At 68.4% G+C, this 21,350-nt stretch carries 20 protein-coding genes; 9 read left to right on the top strand and 11 right to left on the bottom strand.

The features are described 5' to 3' along the window. Window positions 1–181 precede the first annotated feature (181 nt). Both AC1DGD_RS08940 and AC1DGD_RS08945 read left to right on the top strand, forming a co-directional pair. Complete coding sequence (locus AC1DGD_RS08940) at window positions 182–898, top strand: TetR/AcrR family transcriptional regulator (RefSeq protein WP_476856569.1); 717 nt, start codon at window positions 182–184, stop codon at window positions 896–898. Continuing rightward, window positions 895–2,610 (top strand): MDR family MFS transporter, encoded by a 1,716-nt coding sequence (locus AC1DGD_RS08945; protein WP_476856570.1) that lies wholly within the window; start codon window positions 895–897, stop codon window positions 2,608–2,610. The genes AC1DGD_RS08940 and AC1DGD_RS08945 overlap by 4 nt, the downstream gene beginning before the upstream one ends. Before the next feature lie 142 nt (window positions 2,611–2,752). Here AC1DGD_RS08945 and AC1DGD_RS08950 read toward each other — a convergent pair whose 3' ends face one another. Beyond that, window positions 2,753–3,310: a prepilin peptidase gene (locus tag AC1DGD_RS08950; protein WP_476856571.1), complete on the bottom strand. Its 558-nt coding sequence runs from the start codon at window positions 3,308–3,310 to the stop codon at window positions 2,753–2,755. 58 nt (window positions 3,311–3,368) lie between these two features. Here AC1DGD_RS08950 and AC1DGD_RS08955 point away from each other — a divergent pair, with 58 nt between their 5' ends. Then, window positions 3,369–4,196, top strand: coding sequence for a hypothetical protein (locus AC1DGD_RS08955; RefSeq protein ID WP_476856572.1), 828 nt, complete (start codon window positions 3,369–3,371; stop codon window positions 4,194–4,196). A 48-nt stretch (window positions 4,197–4,244) separates the two neighbouring features. Continuing rightward, window positions 4,245–4,895: a GNAT family N-acetyltransferase gene (locus AC1DGD_RS08960; RefSeq protein WP_476856573.1), complete on the top strand. Its 651-nt coding sequence runs from the start codon at window positions 4,245–4,247 to the stop codon at window positions 4,893–4,895. Window positions 4,896–5,378: 483 nt separating this feature from the next. Here AC1DGD_RS08960 and AC1DGD_RS08965 read toward each other — a convergent pair whose 3' ends face one another. Continuing rightward, a complete protein-coding gene (locus tag AC1DGD_RS08965) occupies window positions 5,379–6,818 on the bottom strand; it encodes a PhoH family protein (protein ID WP_028277376.1) in 1,440 nt (479 codons plus the stop codon). Window positions 6,819–7,051: 233 nt separating this feature from the next. Further along, window positions 7,052–7,813 carry an isoprenyl transferase gene (locus AC1DGD_RS08970; RefSeq protein ID WP_043436292.1) on the bottom strand — a complete coding sequence of 254 codons (762 nt, stop codon included), beginning with the start codon at window positions 7,811–7,813 and terminating at the stop codon, window positions 7,052–7,054. A 154-nt stretch (window positions 7,814–7,967) separates the two neighbouring features. On the opposite strand from AC1DGD_RS08970, the gene trhA reads away from it, so the two are divergent. Further along, window positions 7,968–8,684: a PAQR family membrane homeostasis protein TrhA gene (gene trhA / locus AC1DGD_RS08975; RefSeq protein ID WP_230009209.1), complete on the top strand. Its 717-nt coding sequence runs from the start codon at window positions 7,968–7,970 to the stop codon at window positions 8,682–8,684. 85 nt (window positions 8,685–8,769) lie between these two features. Here trhA and AC1DGD_RS08980 read toward each other — a convergent pair whose 3' ends face one another. The 4 genes from AC1DGD_RS08980 to mca all read right to left on the bottom strand — a co-directional run bounded on the left by AC1DGD_RS08980 (window position 8,770) and on the right by mca (window position 13,080). After that, entirely contained in the window at window positions 8,770–9,477 is a 708-nt protein-coding gene (locus AC1DGD_RS08980; RefSeq protein WP_476856574.1) for an HAD family hydrolase, read from the bottom strand. Beyond that, on the bottom strand, window positions 9,474–11,726 hold the full coding sequence (locus tag AC1DGD_RS08985) for a thioredoxin domain-containing protein (protein ID WP_476856575.1): 2,253 nt from the start codon (window positions 11,724–11,726) through the stop codon (window positions 9,474–9,476). The genes AC1DGD_RS08980 and AC1DGD_RS08985 overlap by 4 nt, the downstream gene beginning before the upstream one ends. After that, on the bottom strand, window positions 11,704–12,069 hold the full coding sequence (locus AC1DGD_RS08990) for a hypothetical protein (protein WP_476856576.1): 366 nt from the start codon (window positions 12,067–12,069) through the stop codon (window positions 11,704–11,706). The genes AC1DGD_RS08985 and AC1DGD_RS08990 overlap by 23 nt, the downstream gene beginning before the upstream one ends. Before the next feature lie 105 nt (window positions 12,070–12,174). Beyond that, the gene (gene mca, locus AC1DGD_RS08995; protein WP_230008780.1) at window positions 12,175–13,080 is read right to left on the bottom strand and encodes a mycothiol conjugate amidase Mca; all 906 of its coding nucleotides are present in this window, start codon (window positions 13,078–13,080) and stop codon (window positions 12,175–12,177) included. Between the two features lie 117 nt (window positions 13,081–13,197). Between mca and AC1DGD_RS09000 the strand changes: the two genes are divergently transcribed. Then, the gene (locus AC1DGD_RS09000) at window positions 13,198–13,650 is read left to right on the top strand and encodes a DUF4307 domain-containing protein (protein ID WP_476849093.1); all 453 of its coding nucleotides are present in this window, start codon (window positions 13,198–13,200) and stop codon (window positions 13,648–13,650) included. Between the two features lie 219 nt (window positions 13,651–13,869). Beyond that, window positions 13,870–14,364, top strand: a complete 495-nt coding sequence (gene greA, locus AC1DGD_RS09005; protein ID WP_028277369.1) for a transcription elongation factor GreA — start codon at window positions 13,870–13,872, stop codon at window positions 14,362–14,364. Between the two features lie 135 nt (window positions 14,365–14,499). Here greA and AC1DGD_RS09010 read toward each other — a convergent pair whose 3' ends face one another. The 4 genes from AC1DGD_RS09010 to AC1DGD_RS09025 form a co-directional block, all read right to left on the bottom strand. Beyond that, window positions 14,500–15,126, bottom strand: coding sequence for a rhomboid family intramembrane serine protease (locus AC1DGD_RS09010; protein ID WP_476849094.1), 627 nt, complete (start codon window positions 15,124–15,126; stop codon window positions 14,500–14,502). A gap of 5 nt (window positions 15,127–15,131) precedes the next feature. Further along, the gene (gene ilvA / locus AC1DGD_RS09015) at window positions 15,132–16,370 is read right to left on the bottom strand and encodes a threonine ammonia-lyase (RefSeq protein WP_028277367.1); all 1,239 of its coding nucleotides are present in this window, start codon (window positions 16,368–16,370) and stop codon (window positions 15,132–15,134) included. A gap of 21 nt (window positions 16,371–16,391) precedes the next feature. Then, a complete protein-coding gene (locus AC1DGD_RS09020; RefSeq protein ID WP_476856577.1) occupies window positions 16,392–17,705 on the bottom strand; it encodes an AI-2E family transporter in 1,314 nt (437 codons plus the stop codon). Window positions 17,706–17,836: 131 nt separating this feature from the next. After that, entirely contained in the window at window positions 17,837–18,814 is a 978-nt protein-coding gene (locus AC1DGD_RS09025) for an aldose 1-epimerase family protein (protein WP_476856578.1), read from the bottom strand. Window positions 18,815–18,904: 90 nt separating this feature from the next. Between AC1DGD_RS09025 and galK the strand changes: the two genes are divergently transcribed. Together galK and AC1DGD_RS09035 are read left to right on the top strand one after the other, a co-directional pair. Next, window positions 18,905–20,065, top strand: coding sequence for a galactokinase (gene galK / locus AC1DGD_RS09030; protein ID WP_476856579.1), 1,161 nt, complete (start codon window positions 18,905–18,907; stop codon window positions 20,063–20,065). Between the two features lie 20 nt (window positions 20,066–20,085). Next, window positions 20,086–21,324: an acetyl-CoA C-acetyltransferase gene (locus AC1DGD_RS09035; RefSeq protein ID WP_476856580.1), complete on the top strand. Its 1,239-nt coding sequence runs from the start codon at window positions 20,086–20,088 to the stop codon at window positions 21,322–21,324. The last annotated feature ends 26 nt before the right edge of the window (window positions 21,325–21,350 follow it).

Consider the following 21,350-nt stretch of genomic DNA (forward strand, 5'->3'; position numbering starts at 1 on the left):
CGGCCCCCGACGGAGCTTCTGCCTCGTCGCGGGCCACCTGTTGCCAGCGGTATGGCTGGACAGGAGCAGGCTACGGCCGGGCAGCGACATTATTGCCGGCAACAGCCCAAACAACCCAAACAGCCCAAACAGCCCAAAGTTTCTTTTGCACTATTTATAATTTAGTGCAAAAATACACTTCATGGGAAACAGTGCAATTACCTCAGGCGGCCTCCGCGAGCGCAAGCGGGCCGCAACACGGGCGGCGATCACCGCCGTCGCGCGTTCCCTGACCGCCGAACGCGGCCTCAGCGGCTACACCGTGGAGGAAGTCTGCGAGCGCGCGGGCATCTCCCGCCGGACCTTCTTCAACTACTTCCCTGCCAAGGAAGATGCGATCCTGGGCCACGTCGACGACGACTTTCCGGAAGAGGTGGTGGCCCGGTTCATGGCGGGCGGCGCGGGTTCGCCCGCCGGGGAAATCTCGGCCTCACTCCTCGCCGACCTCGTGCGCCTGTCCCTTGATCTGTCGGAGCGGATGAGCGGCTCCGAGGAAGAGACCCGCCAGCTGATCGGGGTGATCAAGAAGGAGCCCCAGCTGATGCTGAAGATCATCGGCGCAACCGAGGAACGTGAGGCCGACTTCGCCCGGCTGCTAGCGGCCAGGGAAGGCGTACCTGCCGATCATCCCGTAGTCCGCATGGCCGTGGCCCTCCTCGGAAACGTCGCCAGGAAAACCAGCGCCGACTACTTCTCCGAGGGCAACGCCCGCCCCTACAAGGACTTGCTGCTGGAAAACATTGCAGCAGCCCGCACGCTCTTCTCCCTGCCGTTCACCATGTCCCAGTTCGACACAGTCCACTTCGACGGAGTCGAGTCAAATACAGTCCAGCCCAACCCTTCCGAAGGAGCGCAATGAGCGCCGCCGTCAGCACCAAGCCAGCAGCCGAGCCGCTGCTGCTGACCCAGAAACGCATCTGGATCATCTTCTCCGCCCTCATCGCGGGCATGCTGCTCTCCAGCCTTGACCAGACCATCGTCTCCACCGCCATGCCGACGATCGTCGGCAAGCTCGGCGGCGTGGAACACCAGGCCTGGATTACCACTGCCTACCTGCTCGCCACCACCATCGTCATGCCCATCTATGGAAAGTTCGGCGACATCTTGGGCCGCCGGAACCTGTTCCTCATCGCCATCGGGCTCTTCACCCTCGCCTCTGTCGGGTGCGCCCTCGCCACCGACTTCTGGGGCTTCGTGGTCTTCCGCGCCATCCAGGGCCTCGGCGGCGGCGGCCTGATGATCCTGTCCCAGGCCATCATCGCCGACATCGTTCCGGCCAAGGAGCGCGGCAAGTACATGGGCCCGCTGGGCGCAATCTTCGGCCTCTCCGCCGTCGCCGGACCGCTGCTGGGCGGTTTCTTCGTGGACCACCTGACCTGGGAATGGGCCTTCTACATCAACATCCCGATCGGCATCGCCGCGTTCACCATCGCCTGGTTCACCCTGACGCTGCCGAACAAGAAGGCCGAGAAGCGGATCGACATCCTGGGCGTGCTGCTGCTCTCCGCGGCCACGACGTGCCTGATTTTCTTCACCGACTTCGGCGGCAAGAAGGACGAAGGCTGGGATTCCCCGCTGACGTGGGCGTTCGGCGCCGGGCTGGTGCTCGCCGCTACGGCCTTCATCCTGGTGGAGCGCCGGGCGGAGGACCCCATCATTCCGTTGAGCCTGTTCAAGAACCGCATCTTCGTGAACTCCACCGCCATCGGCTTCACCCTCGGGCTGGGCATGTTCGCGGCTATCGCCTTCGTCCCGACCTTCCTGCAGATGTCCTCCGGGACCTCCGCCGCCGAATCCGGCCTGCTGATGCTGCCCATGATGGTGGGACTCATGGGCATGGCCATCTTCTCCGGCATCCGCATTTCCAAGACCGGCAAGTACAAGATGTTCCCGATCCTCGGGGCCACCCTGACCATCGCGGCAATGCTGTGGTTGACCACACTCACGACCGCCACGCCCATCTGGGTCATCTGCGTGCAGCTGTTCGTCTTCGGCGCCGGCCTGGGCTCGATCATGCAGGTGATTGTCCTGGTGGTCCAGAACTCGGTGCCGGCGGACCAGATCGGCACGGCCACGAGCACCAACAACTACTTCCGCGAGGTGGGCGCATCCCTGGGCGTGGCGGTGTTCGGCTCCATCTTCACCACCCGGCTCTCCGAGTCCCTGACCAATGCCTTTACCGGCGCCGGGGCGTCCGCTGAGCAGGCGTCGCAGTCCACCCGGACGATGGACCCCCAGGTCCTCAGCCAGCTCCCGGCGCAGCTCAAGGACGCGATTGTCAACGCCTACGCGGACTCGCTGGCCCCCGTCTTCTGGTACCTGCTGCCCTTCCTGGTCATCGCCCTGATTCTGGCCCTGACCCTCAAGCAGATCCCCTTGTCGGACACCGCCGGCATGGTGGCCCGCGGCGAAGCAGTCGGCGGCGAGGAAGCCGAGCGGCTCGAGGCGGAACGGGCGGCAGCCCGCCACGCCGCCGACGCCGCGGAGTCCACGGGGCCGGAAGGGCTTTCAGCCCACGGCAACACCGGTGGGTCCGGCCACGAAGACGAGCTCACCCGCCTGCGCGGCTGAGGGTCCGGAAACTGACGGTCCGGAGACGGCCCGGCAGCAGCCGGTGAGTGCCAGCAGGGGCGCCGCAACCTTTGGGGGTGCGGCGCCCCTGCCGCGTGCCGGCCGGTCGGCTCCGGCAGGCCGGGATGGCCGTGCAGTCGGCCTATCCGGCGGCCGGCAGCAGCATGGCGGCGGCCGTGCCGGCCAGCATGAAGGGCCCGAAGGGAATGGCCGACTGCAGCGTCCCGCGCCGTGCGGCGAGCAATCCGAGACTCCACAGCCCGCCGAGGACGAACGCCGCAAAGGTCCCCGCCATGACGTGCCCCCAGCCCAGGAATCCCAGGTACATTCCCAGGACGCCCGCGAGTTTCACGTCGCCGAATCCCATTCCCGGCGGATATACCGCGTGCAGGAGAAAGTAGAAAAGCCAGAGGGCTGCCCCGCCGGCCAGGACACGGAGCCCCGGAATGCCGAATGCCCCGGCGTCGGCTATGCCGGCCACGTCCTGCCCGCCGGGAAGCAACTGGCTGGCCGCCGCGCCCAGCAGAAGGACTCCGGCGATCCCATAGGAGGGAAAGACGATCCTGTCCGGGAGCAGGTGGTGCCGGACGTCAATGACCGTGAGCCGAACGGCCATCACGAAGAAATACGCGCACGCAGCCAGGGCAAGCCAGAAAGCCAGCGGGTTGGCGGCGCCCAGGGTGCCGAGTCGTTCGATCACCCTCGGATGCTACTTGATATTCGTCCGGCCCGGCGGTCCCCGCGCGTAAACTGTGGATATGGCCGCATGGGACAGCACGAACCGGCGCGGGCCGGACGCGCCCCGCGGCCCGGCGGAGAAGGCCGCGGCCTTCCGGAACCTGTGCCGGTCATCGCCCTGGAAGTGGCAGTCGCTGAGGTTCGAGTACCTGGACCGGCCGCTCACGGTTTCCGCGGTTTCCCCGGCCGCCCCCTCCCCCGGCGACCTCGTCAGGGGGTGGCTGCGCCGGCCCGGTGCCTTGCGGCTGGAGACTGCCGACGGACTGGTCATCGGCAGCACCACCGGCATCAATGATTCCCGCGGCGGCTTCTATATCAGCTCCACGAGGAAGACCTGGCTCCTGCCCCCGCAGTTGGTTACGCCGGTGTACGACGACGACGGGCTGGTGCGCCGCCGCCCGGAGGCAGCTTATGGCGAGCCGTCGTTCGGCAACGGCAGGTTCGCCGCCGTCCTGGACCCGGTGGAGCTTGCGGGGAACGCCCCCGTCCCGTTGGAGTTCCCAAACTCCAACGCCGTCGAGCTTGGCCCCATCACGGAGGTAGACCACGAGGGCCGGCCGGCCCTGGAATCGACGGTCAGCCCGAACCTCTCCTACCGTCCCGCCTATCCCGGAGCCCCGCTATGCCGTCCGGGACGCACACTGCTGAGGATTGACGCCGGCACGGGCGTCTGCGTTGCGAGCCGCTGGCTGGACGCGCCCGGGGCCGGCTCAGAGCAGGACGGTTACGGGCACTGGCTCCGCATCCTGGGCGTCGACGAATACATGCTCGATGACCTGTTCCTGGCCGAATCGATGAACCTCACGGACGTCCGGCGCCACATCAGCTGGGACGTCCCCGCGGAGTAGCCCGGCCGTGACTCGCATCCGCCCGCCGGCACCGCTAGGCTTCCTGCGATGACTGAACCCGCCGACTACTGGCCCCCTTTCGGCTTGAGCCTGACCACGCCGCGTCTTCAGCTGCGCCCCATCCGCGACGCGGACATTCCGGCCGCGGTCTCAGCCGCCCTGAGCGGCGTGCACGAGCCGGGCCGCAGCCCCTTCAGCAGGCCCTGGGCCGAATCCCCCGCTGAGGAGCTCGGCCCGAACATGGCGCAGTGGTACTGGCGGTGCCGCGGGAACATGACACCGCAGGACTGGACCCTCCTGCTCGGCATCTGGCACGAGGACGAATTCGTCGGATGCCAGGACGTCGAGGCCAAAGACTTCGCCACGCTGAAGACGGTCACCACTGGCTCCTGGCTGCGGCAAAGCGTGCACGGCCGCGGCCTCGGCAAGGAAATGCGAGCCGCCGTCGCCCTCTACGCCTTCGACTGGCTCGGCGCCGAAGTGGCGGAATCCGAGGCCGCCGCCTGGAACCAGCAGTCCCTGGGCGTCTCACGCTCCCTCGGCTACGAGCTCAACGGCGTCACCCGCGCCGCCTGGGGCGGCAAGGCCCAGGGGGTCCAAAACGTCCGACTCACCCCCGCCACCTTCAAACGCCCCGACTGGCAGCTCGATGTAAAAGGCCACGAACCCACGGCCAAATTCCTGGGCATCCACCAGTAGCAGCCCCGGCGGGGCCGCGGCGACCCGCCGTCGTTTAGACACCTCCCGTCGCGACGCTACGGTCGCTGGGCGACCTTCACTTCGCTTTGGTCGGCGATGCGCTCCTCAGCGGGACACCGCAGCCCCGCGAAGGTGGGACGCTCACCAGCCGGGACGCGGTCTCTCCTAAGGGGGCGCTCATCAGCCGAGACGCGCACCTCCGCAAGGTGAGGGACAAACCTGCCGGGACGCGGTCTTTCGCAAAGGAGCGCATCGCGACGCATCGGATCCCCGGAGGTCGCTCAGCGACCGCAGGGGTCCATATGCGTCGTGTCTAAGCGACGGCGAAAGGCCGCGGCACGGCGAACCCAACCACGGTTACCCGACCACAGCGAAGGACCGCTGCCCGGCAAACCCAACCACGGCGAACCCAACCACGATTACCCGACCACAGCGAAGGGCCGTGGTCCGGCGAACCGGACCACGGCCCCCAACCTCGGGAGGCTAGATCTCCGCCCCCTCCAGCAGCTCCGTCACGAGGGCTGCGATCGGCGAGCGCTCCGAGCGGGTGAGGGTGATGTGGCCGAACAGCGGGTGTCCCTTCAGGGTCTCGACGACGGCCGCCACGCCGTCGTGCCGTCCGACCCGCAGGTTGTCCCGCTGGGCGACGTCGTGGGTCAGGACGATCTTGGAGTTCTGGCCGATCCGGCTCATCACTGTCAGCAGCACATTCTTCTCCAGGGACTGCGCCTCGTCGACGATCACGAATGCGTCGTGCAGGGAGCGTCCGCGGATGTGCGTCAGCGGCATGACCTCAAGCATGCCCCGGTCCATCACTTCCTCCACAACTTCCTGGCTGACCAGCGCGCCCAGGGTGTCAAAGACCGCCTGCGCCCACGGGTTCATCTTTTCCGCTTCGGACCCGGGCAGGTAGCCGAGTTCCTGGCCGCCCACCGCGTACAGGGGGCGGAAGACGATCACCTTGCGGTGCTCCCGGCGCTCCAGGACGGCTTCGAGACCGGCGCACAGGGCCAGTGCGGACTTGCCCGTGCCGGCCCGGCCGCCGAGGGACACGATTCCGACCGACGGGTCCATCAGGAGGTCGATCGCCAACCGTTGCTCGGCCGAGCGGCCGTGGAGTCCGAAGACGTCGCGGTCGCCCTTCACGAGCCGGACCTGTTTGTCCGCCCCTACCCGTCCGAGGGCCGAGCCGCGGCTGGACAGCAGGACCAGCCCGGTGTTGGTCGGCATCTCGGCCGCCGCCGGGATGAATACCGGCTCGTGCCCGTACAAGGTGGCAACCTCGTCCTCGCCCGCGTCGAGCTCGGCGACGCCGGTCCAGCCGGAGTCCTTGACGAGTTCATTGCGGTACTCGTCGGCCAGCAGCCCCATGGCCGAGGCCTTGACGCGCATCGGCAGGTCCTTGGACACCACCGTCACGTCGCGGCCCTCGTTGGCCATGTTCTTGGCCACCGCGAGGATGCGGCTGTCGTTGTCCACCCCGCGGAACCCGGCGGGCAGCACCTCGGCGGAGATATGGTTCAGCTCCACCATGAGCGTGCCGCCGTCGGGGCCCAGCGGGATGGGACGGTCCAGGCCGCCGTGCTCGAGCCGCAGGTCATCGAGCAGCCGGAGGGCTTTGCGCGCAAAGTAACCCAGCTCCGGGTCGTGGCGCTTTCCTTCGAGCTCGGTGATGACAACGATCGGCAAGATGACCTCGTGCTCGGCGAAGCGCAGGAGGGCCCGCGGATCGGAGAGCAGGACGGAGGTATCGATCACGAAACTGCGGGCCGTGCCCCGGCTCCCTGTTCCTTCCCCGGAAACAGCAAGACCGGCCGCCGCGGAATCCGCTGCTCCGGTCTTTGAGGTGGCTCGCTTGGCGCGAGAGGTAGCTTTCTGTCCCTGATCGGAAATGACGTCGGGCAGTTGCTCAGAAATAGCCACATCGACTCCAGCCCCGGGGCAATGCCCGGAATTGTTATTGGTGAGGCGGCTCGGCCTGGAGGCCGGACGCGGCCTCCCATACACCCGGTGCGAAAATCCGCTCCATGTACTGGCCTCCCCGATCGGCCGGCGAATTGCCTGCCGATGGGATTAACGTACGTCTCCGGGGGCCGGTTTGTCCGATAATTTTTCGGCGATTCTTGTTGCCGTCTTGTGAACTCCGCGTGAACCGCTCAGGCGCCGAAGCGGCGCTGCCTGCCGGCGTAGTCGCGCAGGGCACGCAGGAAATCCACCTTGCGGAACGCCGGCCACAAGGCCTCGCAGAAGTAGAACTCACTGTACGCGCTCTGCCACATGAGGAATCCGGACAGCCGCTGCTCCCCGGAGGTCCGGATCACCAGGTCCGGATCCGGCTGGCCCCGGGTGTAGAGGAAGCGCGAGATGTCATCCACGGTGAGTTCATCGGCCAATTGTCCAATGTCCGCTCCCCGGGCGACGGCGTCGTGCAGCAGTTCCCGGACGGCGTCGACGATCTCCCGCCGTCCGCCGTAGCCGACGGCGACGTTGACGTGCAGCCTCTCCTGCGCGGGCGTGCGCGCCGTCAGGTTGTTCAGCCGCTCGGCGAGGTAGTCCGGCAGCAGCTCGGGGGCGCCCATGGCGTGAACCGAGATGTTGGCGTCCTCGTCCAGCCGGTCCAGGGTGTTGGCGATGATGCCCATCAGGAGGTCGAGTTCCTCGCCGGAGCGGTTCATGTTGTCCGTGGAGAGCATGTACAAGGTGACCACCTTGATGCCCAGCTCCTGGCACCAGCCGAGGAATTCGTGGATCTTGTCCGCGCCGGCCTGATGGCCCTGGCTCGTGGGGGCGTTGAACTGGCGGGCCCAGCGCCGGTTGCCGTCGACCATGACGCCGACGTGGCGCGGGATCCGTTCAGGATCGAGGGAGCGCTGGAGCTTGCGCTCGTAAAAGCCGTAGAGGAATCCGGGCATTTCCATCCGGAGATTCACCTGGCTTCCTTGAGGTACTTGTTCAGTGCACATCCTAGGCTACCTGCCGGAGGGCCGTGCCGGGTGCAGCTCCGTCACAGGACAGCCCCGGACCGCTTGTTACTCACCGGTAACTTACTAGGGCGTAGGTTACTATTACGGCATGGAAAGCAACAGTCCGGAGCCCCGGCCGGAGCCTCCGGCGAAGCGGGCAACCCCGGTGGACGACGCCGCGGTGCGCCTGGCTGAACTGCTGATGATCAAGCCCAAATGGCGGGGCTGGATCCACACCGTCACCGCCCCGCTGGCACTGGCCGCCGGGCTGGTGCTGGTGATCCTGGCGCCGCCGGACCTGAAGGTGGCCTGCGCCGTCTATGCCGTTACCGGGGTCCTGCTGTTCGGCGTCAGTGCCGTCTATCACCGCGGGAACTGGTCACCGCGTGTGAAGATCGTCCTGAAGCGGCTGGATCACACGAACATCATGCTGGTGATCGCCGGAAGCTACACGCCGCTCGCCTGGGCCCTGCTGGACCGGCAGCAAGCCGAAGTGCTGCTCTGGGTGATCTGGTCCGGGGCCATCCTCGGTGTGCTGTTCCGCCTGCTGTGGACCAATGCTCCGCGGTGGCTCTATGTGCCGATCTATATCGCACTCGGCTGCGGCTCGCTGTTCTATTTGCCGGACTTTTTCGCCGCCAACGCTGCCTCGGCGGTGCTGATCTGCGTCGGCGGGGTCCTGTACATCACGGGAGCCGTGTTCTATGCGCTGAAGAAGCCGAATTTCAGCTATGAACACTTCGGCTTCCATGAACTGTTCCATGCGCTGACGGTCTTTGCCTTCGCCGCGCACTACATCGCCATTGCCATCGCGGTCCTGGGCTGACGCCGGCTGCGCTGATTCTCCCCACCTTTGAGACAGCGACGCCGGGACTCGCCGGCAGTTCGGCCCGACACGCCGGGCGCCAGCTTCAATCGAGGGGAATTCCGGCGTTAGGAGCTGGCCCCCGACTCAGCCGGGATGCCCTGCCGCAATGAGCTCGGGCAGCAGCCGCATGTCTGAAAAGACGGTGGTTCCGGGACCGGCCAATCGGGAAGCCGGGGGTGACACCGCCGGCATACGCGAAGACGTGCATTCCCGCCGCCCGGGCGGCCTGGACGCCGTAGGCGCTGTCCTCGACGACGGCGCACCGCCCGGGAGCGGTGCCCAGGCTCGCCGCGGCGTGGAGGAACAGGTCCGGCGCGGGTTTGCCGTTGGCCACCTCTGTGGCGCTGTAGATGCGGCCCTGGAAGCGGCGCAGCAGCCCGGTCTTGCCCAGGGTCCGGCGCATCTTTTCGTGGCTGCCGCTGGAGGCGACACAGTGCGGCAGGGACAGCCGGTCCAGGGCGTCCTCGATGCCATCAACGGCCTCGAGGTCACGTTCAAACGCCTCCTGGTACCAGCGACCGTAGTCGCGGTCCCAGCCGTCGGCCAGCCGGACCCCGAGCTGCTGTTCCACGGCGGCCACAAAGTGCGCCTCGGATTTTCCGACGAACCGTTCCACGATGTCATCGAGTTCCAGGTCCCAGCCGAGATCGGCCAGCACTCGCTGGTCCACCCGGATGGCGATCACCTCGGAATCGACCAGCACACCGTCGCAATCGAACACCACCAGCTCAAAGCCGTCCTGACCACTCATGAGGACATCCTAGCCAGCTGCCCGCGCATTTCTTCGACGGAAGTCGAGGGGAGGCCGCAGACCATGCCGCGGCACAGGAACACCTGCGGGGCGCCGTCCGGGCCCGCGCCGCGGCCCTGCAGCAGCGGTACTGGCCGGGCGGCGCCGTCGTCCTGGACCGCGACCACCAGCCCGGGGCTCGCCGAGAGCAGCAGCTCCCGGTGCAGCACGGCCCGTTCCGGGGTGTCCGGTCCGGCGACGGCGGCCTCGATGGGACCGGCGAGGGCGGCCTGGGCGGTCGCGAGCAGCCAGCCGGCGGCGCGGGGTGCCTGGCCGGCAAGCGGAGGAAGCAACAGGGCGAGGATGCTGGCCGCCAGGGTGCGGTGTTCGGACGAGCCGGAGAAGGCCGAGTGGGTCAGCAGGGCACCGGCCAGCGCGGCGGCGCCGCTGGGGGTGGCGCCGTCGAACGGTTCCAGGCCCTCACGGCCGCCCTGGGCGGCCGTGACCTGCACGGACTCCCCCGCAGCGTCCCTCAGGCCGCCGTCGGCCGCGAACCGCCTACAGGCGGCGTCCAGAATGGCCTCGGCCAGCCCATACCAGCGGGCGTGCCCGGTAACCGCATAGAGCGCGAACAGCCCCTCGGCGCAGAAGGCGTAGTCCTCCAGCAAACCGCCGATTCCGCCCGCCACTCCGTCATGGGAGACGCGCAGAAGCCTGCCGGGGCCATCCGCCGCGGGCCGCCAGTGCACGCGCTCAAGATAGTCCGCGATCCGCTCCGCCGCGGCCACAAGCTCCGGGCGTGCAAGGACGGCGCCGGCGTCGGCGAGGGCGGCGACTGCCAGCCCGTTCCAGCCCGCCACCACCTTGTCATCCCGGCCGGGCTGGGGCCGGTTCCTGCGCGCCTGCGCCAGCAGCGGGCGCACCCGCTGCCACAGCGCGGCGTCCCCGGCGGACATCTCCAGGCCCGGATGCAGCGGCGAACCGTCAGCGCTCACGCTTCCGGGCATTCGGACGTTCTTGAGGGCCGCCACGGCGGCGCCGTCGGCCGGGCCCAGGAGCGACTCAAGGCCGCCGGGAGTCCACAGGTAGCTGGCCCCCTCGGCGTGCACGCCGTCGACGACCGTGTCGGCGTCCAGCGACGACGCCAGGGCCACGACCCCGGTGTCCGGTCCCGTCGCAGGGCCCGCCGCAGGGGCTGGCGCCGGGCCCGTCGCAGGTGCCAGCCCGAGGCGGGCCAGGAGCCAGTCGGCGGTAAGCCCGGCAATCCCGGCGGCCTCGGCCGCCGGGTACTCCGGCGTGCCGCCCAGCCGGACCCAATGGACATAGACGCGCAGCAACTGGGCGTTGTCGTAGAGCATTTTCTCGAAGTGCGGAACGGACCAGTCTCCCGTCACCGAATAGCGCGCGAAGCCGCCGTCGAGCTGGTCGAACAACGCCGAGCGGGACATTGCTGCCAGGCACCGACCGGCCATGTCCCGGGCCGCCGTCGCGGTCTCCAGGCCCGCGGTGTCCGGAGCGGCTGCCGGCGGCATGCTGTCCGAGGGCACTGCGGCGTGACGGATCAGGAATTCGAGCACGGCCGCGGGCGGGAACTTCGGTGCGCCGCCGAAGCCGCCGTGGTCCCGGTCCTCGGCGCCGGAGAGGGCGGTGACGGCTTCGCCAAGGAGCGCCGCGTCCAGGGGTTCGGCCGGCCCGTCGAGGCGCAGGGCGGCTGCCGGCTGGGAGGCGGCGATGCCGCGCGCCAGGGTGGCCGCGTTGGCCTCGACGGCGCCGCGGCGTTCCGTCCAGGCCTCGCTCACGGCTTCAACGACCTGCCGGAAGGACGGACGGCCCGGCATGGGCCGGGGTGGGAAATAGGTGCCGGCATGGAAGGCGCGGCCATCGGGCAGGAGGAAGACGGACATCGGCCAGCCGCCCTCGCCGCTGATCGCCTGCGTCGCTGTCATGTAAACAGCATCGACGTCGGGGCGCTCTTCCCGGTCCACCTTGATGGAGACAAAGTGGGCGTTCAGGTAGTCGGCGGTGTCCTGGTCCTCGAAGGATTCATGGGCCATGACGTGGCACCAGTGGCAGGCCGCGTAGCCGATTGAGAGGAACACCGGCACGTCCCGGGCGGCAGCGGCGGCGAAGGCCGCGTCACCGAACGGCTGCCAGTGCACGGGATTGCCGGCGTGCTGGCGCAGGTACGCAGAGGGTTCCGCCGCCAGGGCATTCGAGGCCCCGGACGGTGGGTTGGGGAATCCGCGGTCAGCGGGTTCCGGGTCCCGCATCGCCGTTGACTTCCGGCCGGTTAACCCCGCCGTCGGCGGGGAAGGCCGTGCCGTCAGCGCGGAAGGCAGCGCCGTCGGCAGGGAATACGCCGCCCGGGGCCCCTGGTTCCTGGGATGCGTCCTCGGCGGCCGCACGCTCTTCCTCCACCTGGGCACGGTAGCGGACCCGGCGGATACGCCGCACCATGTCCACGATCAGCAGCGCGGTCAGCACCACGATGAAGGCTGTCAGCAGGAAGCCCAGCAGACCCGGGGTGACCTGGTCCTCGGACAGGCCCGGGCGCAGCGACGGCGTAGGGGTCGGCGCCGGGGTTGTTGCGAGGGCGATGAGCAAGGAATGCACGGTGGGAAACCTTCTGTGGAACTGGGTGTCTTTTCTGCGGTGACTTTTCTACAGTGCTTTGTCTACAACATCTTTTCTACACTGGATAGAAGAGCCATTTCGTCTCTATCTTAGCCCGGCGAAGAGGTCCGTTTCCGGCAGATCCACGGGGATCCGGGATTCGATCAGGGAGTAGTCCTCCCACGGCCAGACCTTGCGCTGCATGGCCGAGGAGACCGCGAAGAAGAATCCTTCCGGGTCCACCTGGGTCCGGTGTGAGCGGAGTGCGTCGTCGCGGGCTTCGAAGAAATCGCCGCACTCGACCTGGGTTGTGGTGGCGTGTGTCGGCGGCGGCGGGGTATGCCCCTCGGCGTCCGCTTCCAGCCACGCAGCGAGCCGCTCGGCATACGGGGACTGCAGGCCGGCCTCCTCCAGCGCGGAGTGGAGGGCACGGAAACGGTCCGGGCTGAAGGCGCGGTCGTAGTAGAGCTTGCTGGGCACCCAGGGTTCCCCGGCGTCCGGATACCGGGCGGGATCGCCGGCCGCCGCGAAGGCCTCGACGGCCACCCGGTGCGCCATGATGTGGTCCGGGTGCGGGTAACCGCCGTTCTCGTCATAGCTGAGGATCACGTGGGGCTTGAAGTCCCGGACCAGCCGGACCAGCGGTGCGGCCGCCCGCTCCAGCGGCTGCAGGGCGAAGCACCCGGGCGGCAGGGCCGGCAGGGGGTCGCCCTCGGGCAGCCCGGAATCGACGAAGCCGAGCCAGCGCTGCCGGATGCCGAGGACGTTCGCGGCGGCGTCCATCTCCAGCCGGCGTGCCCCGGCCATGTCGCGTTTGGGGTGCGGTTGCCCCTCCATCGCGGGGTTCTGGATGTCGCCGCGGGAGCCGTCCGTGCACGTGGCCACCAGGACGTCCACGCCGGCGGCAGCATACATCGCCATCGTGGCGGCACCCTTGCTGGATTCGTCGTCGGGATGAGCATGGACCGCCAGCAGACGAAGCGGTGCTGACGGGCTGGGGGATGCTGTCATCGTGGGACGGCTCCTCTTTCTGCTGTGCTGCCCTGTTGGGGTGCGTCTGTTGGTGTGCGTCTTGGTCTGTGCGGCCAGCCGGAAATATCCCGGTCCGATCCACACTAAACTGGACTGGTGACTTCCGAGGACCAGCCTGCCGCGCCGGCACCTAACAGCCTATCCAATCGTTACGGCGGCCAAAAGCGCGCGCTGTCCCGCAAGGTCAAACGCAACATCCTGATCGCCGCCCTCGCCGTGGGCATTGCCTTTCTGGCCTGGGTCTCGACGTCGGCGGCCATCGGCGGTGTCAGCTACAAGGATGTCGGCTACAGCACCCCCGACGCCACGGTCACGGAAATCGACTTCCAGGTCACGAAGGACCCGGCAGCGGAGGCGAAATGCGCTGTGAAGGCCATGGACTCGAAGTTCGCGATTGTTGGCTGGAAGGTTGTGGACATCGGGCCGAACGCGGCCGATGCCGGCACGGACGGCGGACGCACCACAGCCCACCGCACCCAGCTGCGCACGGAATCCCAGGCGGTCTCCGCCGTCGTGGACAGCTGCTGGATTCCCGACGCCGGACAATAACGGGACCACAGCCCGCGGCAAGTGCCGGGCCGCGCACGCAGTGATGCCGTCCGAGGCTGCTTGGGACACCGTGTGATCCACGCCGCAGTCCTCTTTGGTTTATCCACAGGATTGACTACAATGGATCAATACCTTTCCCCCGCTGAGCTGGTTACTGCGTCATAAAAGTGGCCACCGTGGCGGGGTCTTTGCTTGTATGACCACCCAAAGGAGAAGTCCGTGTCTACCACCAACAGCGCAACTGCGGCTTGGCTTACCCAGGAAGCTTTTGACCGCCTGAAGGCAGAGCTGGACAACCTTTCCGGCCCCGGCCGGGCAGAAATCGTCCAGAAGATCGAAGCGGCGCGCCAGGAGGGCGACCTCAAGGAGAACGGTGGCTACCACGCTGCCAAGGAGGAGCAGGGCAAGATCGAGGCCCGCATCCGCCAGCTCACGGCCCTCCTCCGGGACGCCCACGTCGGGGAGGCCCCGGCCGACGACGGCATCGTGGAGCCCGGCATGATCGTCGTGGCCAGGATTGCCGGCGACGAGGAGAGCTTCCTGCTCGGCTCCCGTGAAATTGCCGGCGACTCGGACCTGGATGTCTTCAGCGAGAAGTCCCCCCTCGGCGCGGCCATCGTCGGCCACAAGGAGGGCGACAAGCTCAGCTACACCGCCCCGAACGGCAAGGACATCACGGTGGAGATCATCTCCGCCAAGCCGTACGCCGGCTGACACCAGCGACATAACAGCGACGCCGGTCTCTCCTTCAAGGGGAGGCCGGCGTCGTTTTTTCCGCCCGTTGGCGGGGGGCTGTTGGGGCCGGCCGGTTTGGCCGGAGTCCTGGGGAGGTGTCCTCTTTCCGGGTACTCAGCGTCCCGCTGGCAGCGCACCGGGGCGCCTGGTGCTCAGCAGCAGCGCGGCTGTGATACCGCCAATAGCCCCGCCCAGATGGGCCTGCCACGAGACGAAACTGGCCACGGTGGGCAGGATTCCGAACAGGATGCCGCCGTAGGCCATGAACAACACCACGGACAGGGCGATCTGCCACCAGTTCCGGTTGATGAAGCCGCGGACCAGGAGGAACGCGAAGAGCCCGAACACCAGCCCGGAGGCGCCAACAGTGACGCTGGCGCCGCCGATGAGCCACACCACGAGCCCGGATGCCAGCCAGCTGGCGGCCAGTGCGGTGATGAACACCCGGCGCCCGGAGAGGAACACGAGGAAGCCGAAGATGATCAACGGGAGCGTGTTGGACATCAGGTGGGCCAGGCTGGAGTGCAGCAGCGGAAAGGTCAGGATGTCCAGGATCCCGTCCAGGCTGCGCGGCCGCAGCCCGAAAGTGCGGTTCAGGGAGTGGAACAGTGCGGTGTTGAGGATCTCGATCAGGTAGAGCAGCACCACGAAGGAGCCGACCACCAGCAGTCCCCGGCGGGCCCGCACCGCGGTGCTCTCCCCTTCCCGCGGCTCCCCGCCCCCAAACGCGTCCGTCACCATGGCCCCTAGTGCACCACGATCGGCTGGAAACCCTCGGCGCGCAGCGCCGCCAGGACCTGGCTGCAGTGCTCGTGGCCCTTGGTTTCCAGGTTGACGGTGATGGAGACGTCGCCCATGCTGATGGAGCCGCCCACCCGGGTGTGGTCCAGGCCCGTGACGTTGGCGTCGTTCTCGGCGATGATGCGGGCAATCGTGGCCAGCGAGCCCGGACGGTCGTCCAGCATCATCCGCACGGTCATGTACCGGCCGGCGGCGGAGAGGCCGCGCTGGATGACCTTGAGCATCAGCATGGGGTCGATGTTGCCGCCCGAGAGGACCACCGCAACGGTTCCGGGGTTTTCGATCTTGCCTTCCATGAGCGCCGCGACGCCGACGGCCCCGGCAGGTTCGACCACCATCTTGGCGCGCTCCAGCAGGAAGATCAGCGCCCGGGCCAGGGCGTCTTCGCTGACGGTGACGACGTCGTCGACGAGCTCGCGGATGATGCTGAACGGCAGCTGGCCCGGCCGGCCCACGGCGATGCCGTCGGCCATGGTGGAGACCTTCTTGAGCGGGACGAGGGCGTCGGCGGCGAGCGAGGGTGGGTAGGCGGCGGCGTTTTCAGCCTGGACGCCGATGATGCGGATCTCGCGGCCGAGTTCTTTGGCGCGCGCCTTCACCGCGACGGCAACGCCCGCGAGGAGTCCGCCGCCGCCGACACCCATCAGGATGGTGTCGACGTCGGGGACCTGTTCGAGGATCTCCAGCCCGACCGTCCCCTGGCCGGCGACGACGTCGACGTCATCGAAGGGGTGGACAAAGACGGCGCCGCTTTCATCGGCGTAGCGCTTGGCTTCCGCCAGCGCCTCGTCCACGTTGTGGCCATGCAGCACCACCTCGGCGCCGTGGCTGCGGGTGGCGGCGAGCTTGGGCAGTGCGACGCCGAGCGGCATGTAGATCCGGGCCTTGATGCCCAGGCTCTTGGCTGCGACAGCCACGCCCTGGGCGTGGTTTCCGGCAGAGGCCGCCACGACGCCGCGCTTCTTTTCGGCGTCGGAGAGCTTGGCCATCCGCACGTAGGCACCGCGGACCTTGAAGGAGCCGGCGCGCTGCAGGTTTTCGCACTTGAGGAAGACCTCGCCGCCGACCGTGCTGCCGAGGGCCCGCGATGATTCCACGGGCGTCCGCGTAATAATCCCGTCGAGCAGCTTCTGCGCCTCCAGGACATCGTCCAGCGTGACGGGCAGGCTCTCAAGGGTATTCACGAACTGTTCTCCTTCTTTGGATCAGGCGTCGGTGCCCCGTCCGGCATCGCTGCCCGGAGCACCGCTGTTGGGTGCGGCGCCCTCGCCGCCGGGGTTTGCGCCCGGCAGGTGGACGTCTGTGAAGGTGGTGTCTGCGCCGGGTTCGGGGGCATGACCGCCCCCGGCTCCCGCGGTTGCCAACACTTCATCATGTTCCCACGTTCTGCCCGCAATGTAGCGAATCGACGAGTTTGCTACGGCAAGGATCGGAACGGAGAACAATGCGCCGGGGATCCCGGCGAGGTAGGAGCCGGCCGCGACGGACAGGATCACGGCGACGGGGTGGAGGGAGACGGCCTTGCCCATGACGAGGGGCTGCAGGATGTGGCTTTCGAGCTGCTGGACGCCGAGCACGATCGCCAGCATGATGAGGGCGTTGACGGGCCCGTTGGCGACCAGCGCCAGCAGCACGGCGATCGCGCCGGTGAACAGCGCGCCGACCACCGGGATGAACGAACCGAGGAAGACCAGCACGCCCAGCGGCAGCGCGAGCGGCACGCCGATGATGGCGGCGCCGACGCCGATTCCCACGGCGTCCACGAAGGCGACGAACATTTGGATGCGTGCGTAGCTGACCATGGATGTCCAGCCGCGGCGGCCCGCGCCGTCCGTGGCCCGGCGCGCCTTCCGGGGCATGAGCCTGACCAGGAAGGCCCAGATTCTGTCGCCTTCGAGCAGGAAGAAGATCAGGATGAACAGCGCCAGGACCAGGCCGGCGGCGAAGTGCCCGGCGGTGCTCCCGAACGTCAGAGCCCCGCTGAGGATGCTGCTGCTGTTGTTCTGCAGGGCAGCGGTGGCGTCCTCGATGTACTTGTCGATCTGGGCGGCCGTCAGGTGCAGCGGGCCTTCCGACAGCCAGGTCTGTACCTGCTGCACGCCCGCGAGCGCCTGGGACCACAGCTCGCCGAAGCCCTGCATGAGCTGGCGCCCGACCAGGGTCAGGGCACCGACGATGAGGCCGATGAAGCCGAGCACAGTGATGGCGACGGCGAGCCCCTTGGGCACGCGCCGGTTGGCCATCCAGCGCACTGCGGGGCTGAGGAGCCCCGAGAGGAGGGCGGCCACCATGACGGGGATGATGAGGAAGCTGACGTGGCTGAGCAGCCAGACCAGCAACCCGATCACGAGCAGGATCAGCCCGCCGCGCCACGCCCAGGCGGCGGCGATCCGCACGCCGTAGGGAATATCCTGGTCGATCTCCCGGTCGGTCCATACCCGGGCCCCGGCACGTGCGCCGGTCCCAGCCGCGGAATAGGAGGGGCTTGTGGCAGGTGCGGCGTCCTCAGCTGGCGTCATAGCCCCATGATTCCGTAGGCGACGTTCAATAGGAAACCAGCAACCAGCAATCAGCACCGGGCGACGGCCCAGACACCGGTCGACGGCCGAGGCACCGGCCCGGGGGCCGTTCCTGGGGTCAGGCCGCCGGGTCAGCCTGCAGCGGCCGTCAGCGAGGCCGAGATGCCCCAGGTCATGGAGAACTGCTCCCCCGGCGCAAGCCAGCGCAGTCCCTCGCCGCTGTTGAACGCGTTGGCGGGACCGGTCATCGGCTCGATCGCGACCGCCTTCGACCGGCCCGGAAATTCCGTCGTCACGAAGACATGGACGTACCCGCAGCTCGCGTCCTGCCACAGGCTCACCGTCCGCCCGTCGGGTGAGCGCAGCGTGTGCCGGGCGACGCCGCCGTCGAACTCCAGGTCCGTGTAGGCCGAATCGAGGTCAAGTGTCCCTACCGGCCGGCCGCCGCGCAGATCGAAGTCGCCGCTGACCGGTTCACTGCTGCGCGGGATGAGGCGGTCGTCGGCGACCAGCCTGGTCCGGGCGTCGACGCTCACGGTGAGGTCCTCGCTGGGCACGTCGCCCAGCCGCAGGTACGGGTGCGCACCAAGCACGAACGGCGCGCGGTACTGGGAATCGTTGATCAGGGTTTGGCGCACCACCAGGCCCAGGTCCTCGGCCAGTTCATAGCGGACCCGGTGCCGCAGAAGAAACGGGTAGCCGTGCTGCGGAAAGACTGCCGCCTCCAGGGTTACGGAGAACTCGTCCTCGTCCACGAGATCGTAGGAGGAGTTCCGCAGCAGACCGTGGCTGGCGTTATTGCGGGAGACCTCGGTGATGTCCAGCTGCAGCTTCTTGCCGTTGAGGTGCCAGACCCCGTCCTCCACCCGGTTGGCCCACGGTGCCAGCGTGATTCCGGTGGCGCCGGGCGCAATGTCGGCATCCCCGTAGGTTTCCGTCAGGGCGGTGTCTCCGCGGCTGTAGAGCCGCAGGCCGGCGGCGAGTTCGGTGACGACTGCCAGGGCGTCGCCGCGCCGGAGCTCGTACTGCCGGCCGGACGCGTACCTGCGCATCGTGTCATTGGCGGCGGATACTGTGCCGGATGCCGGGGGTGTCGCCGAGAGATCCATGGTGACCACCGTACAGCCCGCACCACACAAACAACCCCGCGAACCCGTATACCTTGGACCCATGACTTCCAGCAGCGCAGGAGCCAGGCCTTGAATCCACCCCTGGACAGCCGCGGGCTCGCCGCCCGGTTTGAGACAGTCTTCGGCGCCCGGCCCGACGGCGTGTGGCAGGCACCGGGACGGGTCAACCTCATCGGCGAGCACACCGATTACAACGAGGGCTTCGTCCTGCCGTTCGCCATCGACCGGGCGGCCCGGGTTGCCGTCCGGGTCCGGCCGGATTCCACCGTGCGGATGCTCTCCACGTTCGGCAACCAGGGGCTGACCACCGCGGAGACCGGCTCGCTGGCCCGCGCCAGCGCCAGGGGCTGGACAAAATACCCGCTCGGGGTCATCTGGGCCCTGCAGCAGCGGGGCCTCCAGGTTCCCGGCGTGGACCTGCTCCTGGATTCCGAGGTTCCGCGAGGGGCGGGCCTGTCGTCCTCCCACGCCATCGAATGCGCCGTGATTTCGGCGCTGAACGGGCTCATGGACGCCGGCCTCTCCGTGCAGGACATGGTCCTGGCCACCCAGCGGGCGGAGAATGACTTCGTCGGCGCGCCCACCGGCATCATGGACCAGTCCGCCTCGCTCCGGGCCACGGCCGGCCACGCCGTCTTCCTCGACTGCCGGGACCAGAGTGTCCGGCTGGTGCCGTTCGACGCCGACGCCGCCGGACTGGTGCTGCTGGTCATCGACACCCGGGTTTCCCATTCCCACGCCGACGGCGGCTATGCGGCCCGCCGGGAATCGTGCGAACTTGCCGCCGAGGTCCTTGGCGTGCGGGCGTTGCGCGACGTCGGGTTCGAGGACCTCGAGGAGGCCAGCGGGCTTCTGGACCAGGAGACCTTCCGCCGGCTACGGCATGTGGTCACCGAGAACCAGCGCGTGCTGCAGACGGTGGAGCTGCTGGACACCAGGGGCCCGGCCGCCATCGGCCCCCTGCTCGACGCGTCCCATGCCTCGATGCGCGATGACTTCGAGATCTCCTGCGCGGAGCTGGACCTTGCCGTGGACACGGCGCGGTCGGCTGGCGCGGTCGGCGCCCGCATGACTGGCGGCGGCTTCGGCGGCTCCGCGATCGCTCTGACCCCGGCGGGATCGGCGCAGCAGGTTCGCTCCGCCGTCGAACGTGCCTTTGCCCGGGCTGGGTATGCCGCGCCGGAGATCTTCAGCGTCAGCCCCGCGGCCGGAGCCATGCGCCTGGCCTAGGCGGGGCGTAGTCTGGGCGCATGCCAGAAGCTGTCATCGTTTCTACCGCCCGGAGCCCGATCGGCCGCGCCTTCAAAGGGTCCCTGAAAGACGAACGTCCCGACGATCTCGCCGCGGCCATGATCACAGCGGCCCTCGCCGGGATTCCTGCGTTCGACGCCGCCGCCGGGCCAGGCCGCGGCCTGGACGACATCTATCTGGGGTGCGCCGAGCCAAGCGGTGAGGCCGGCTCCAACATGGCCCGGGTGGTCAGCATCCTGGCCGGGCTGGACAACGTTCCGGCCGCCACCATCAACCGTTTTTGTGCCTCCAGCCTGCAGACGCTCCGGATGGCCTTCCACGCCATCAAGGCCGGCGAAGGCCAGGCGTTCGTGGCCGCCGGGGTGGAGGCAGTGTCGCGCTACCGGGACTGGGCCGGCGCCGGCGAGACCGACGCCAGCACGCACAATCCGCGCTTCGAGGCGGCCCGGAAACGCACCGAGGCCCGCGCGGCCGCCAACACGCCGTGGACCGACCCGCGGCTGGGCGGCCGGATGCCGGACGTGTACATCGCCATGGGCCAGACGGCGGAGAACGTCGCCACAAGCTACGGCATCACCCGCGCCGAGCAGGACGACTGGGCGGTGCTCAGCCAGAACCGGGCCGAGGCAGCCATCGCCTCCGGGTTCTACGCCCGCGAAATCACGCCCTACACCCGTGCCGACGGCTCGGTGGTGGACCGCGACGATTCACCGCGTGCCGGGGTGACAGCAGAGGCGGTCGGTGCCCTGCAGCCCGTCTTCCGCAGTAGCGGCACTGTGACGGCCGGGAACGCGTGCCCGCTCAATGACGGGGCCGCCGCCGTCGTGGTCATGAGTGACTCGCGCGCCCGCGAACTGGGCCTCGAGCCGCTTGCCCGGATCGTCTCCACCGGTGTCAGCGCGCTGTCCCCGGAGTTGATGGGCATGGGGCCGGTGGAGGCGACCCGCCGGGCACTCGCGATCGCTGGGCTGGGCATCGGGAACATCGACCTGGTGGAGCTCAATGAGGCCTTCGCGGTCCAGGTGGTGGCCAGCGCCCGGGAGCTCGGCATCGATCCGGAGAAGCTCAATGTCCACGGCGGCGCCATCGCGCTCGGCCACCCCTTCGGGATGACCGGCGCACGCATGACCACCACGCTGCTCAACGGGCTCCGCGCCCGCGACGCCTCCCTCGGCCTGGCCACGCTGTGCGTCGGCGGCGGCCAGGGCATGGCGGTTGTGTTGGAGCGGCTCAGCTGAGGCGTTGCAGCTGAGCCGCACCAGCA

This window comes from Arthrobacter sp. 05T45 (assembly GCF_056395875.1).

Excerpts from the sequence above, each read along its gene's own strand:
- AC1DGD_RS08940 (WP_476856569.1), top strand. The coding sequence starts at position 182 with ATGGGAAACAGTGCAATTACCTCAGGCGGCCTCCGCGAGCGCAAGCGG.
- AC1DGD_RS08945 (WP_476856570.1), top strand. The coding sequence starts at position 895 with ATGAGCGCCGCCGTCAGCACCAAGCCAGCAGCCGAGCCGCTGCTGCTG.
- AC1DGD_RS08955 (WP_476856572.1), top strand. The coding sequence starts at position 3,369 with ATGGCCGCATGGGACAGCACGAACCGGCGCGGGCCGGACGCGCCCCGC.
- AC1DGD_RS08960 (WP_476856573.1), top strand. The coding sequence starts at position 4,245 with ATGACTGAACCCGCCGACTACTGGCCCCCTTTCGGCTTGAGCCTGACC.
- AC1DGD_RS08970 (WP_043436292.1), bottom strand. The coding sequence starts at position 7,813 with ATGGAAATGCCCGGATTCCTCTACGGCTTTTACGAGCGCAAGCTCCAG.
- trhA (WP_230009209.1), top strand. The coding sequence starts at position 7,968 with ATGGAAAGCAACAGTCCGGAGCCCCGGCCGGAGCCTCCGGCGAAGCGG.
- AC1DGD_RS08980 (WP_476856574.1), bottom strand. The coding sequence starts at position 9,477 with ATGAGTGGTCAGGACGGCTTTGAGCTGGTGGTGTTCGATTGCGACGGT.
- AC1DGD_RS08985 (WP_476856575.1), bottom strand. The coding sequence starts at position 11,726 with ATGCGGGACCCGGAACCCGCTGACCGCGGATTCCCCAACCCACCGTCC.
- mca (WP_230008780.1), bottom strand. The coding sequence starts at position 13,080 with ATGACAGCATCCCCCAGCCCGTCAGCACCGCTTCGTCTGCTGGCGGTC.
- AC1DGD_RS09010 (WP_476849094.1), bottom strand. The coding sequence starts at position 15,126 with ATGGTGACGGACGCGTTTGGGGGCGGGGAGCCGCGGGAAGGGGAGAGC.
- AC1DGD_RS09020 (WP_476856577.1), bottom strand. The coding sequence starts at position 17,705 with ATGACGCCAGCTGAGGACGCCGCACCTGCCACAAGCCCCTCCTATTCC.
- AC1DGD_RS09025 (WP_476856578.1), bottom strand. The coding sequence starts at position 18,814 with ATGGATCTCTCGGCGACACCCCCGGCATCCGGCACAGTATCCGCCGCC.
- AC1DGD_RS09035 (WP_476856580.1), top strand. The coding sequence starts at position 20,086 with ATGCCAGAAGCTGTCATCGTTTCTACCGCCCGGAGCCCGATCGGCCGC.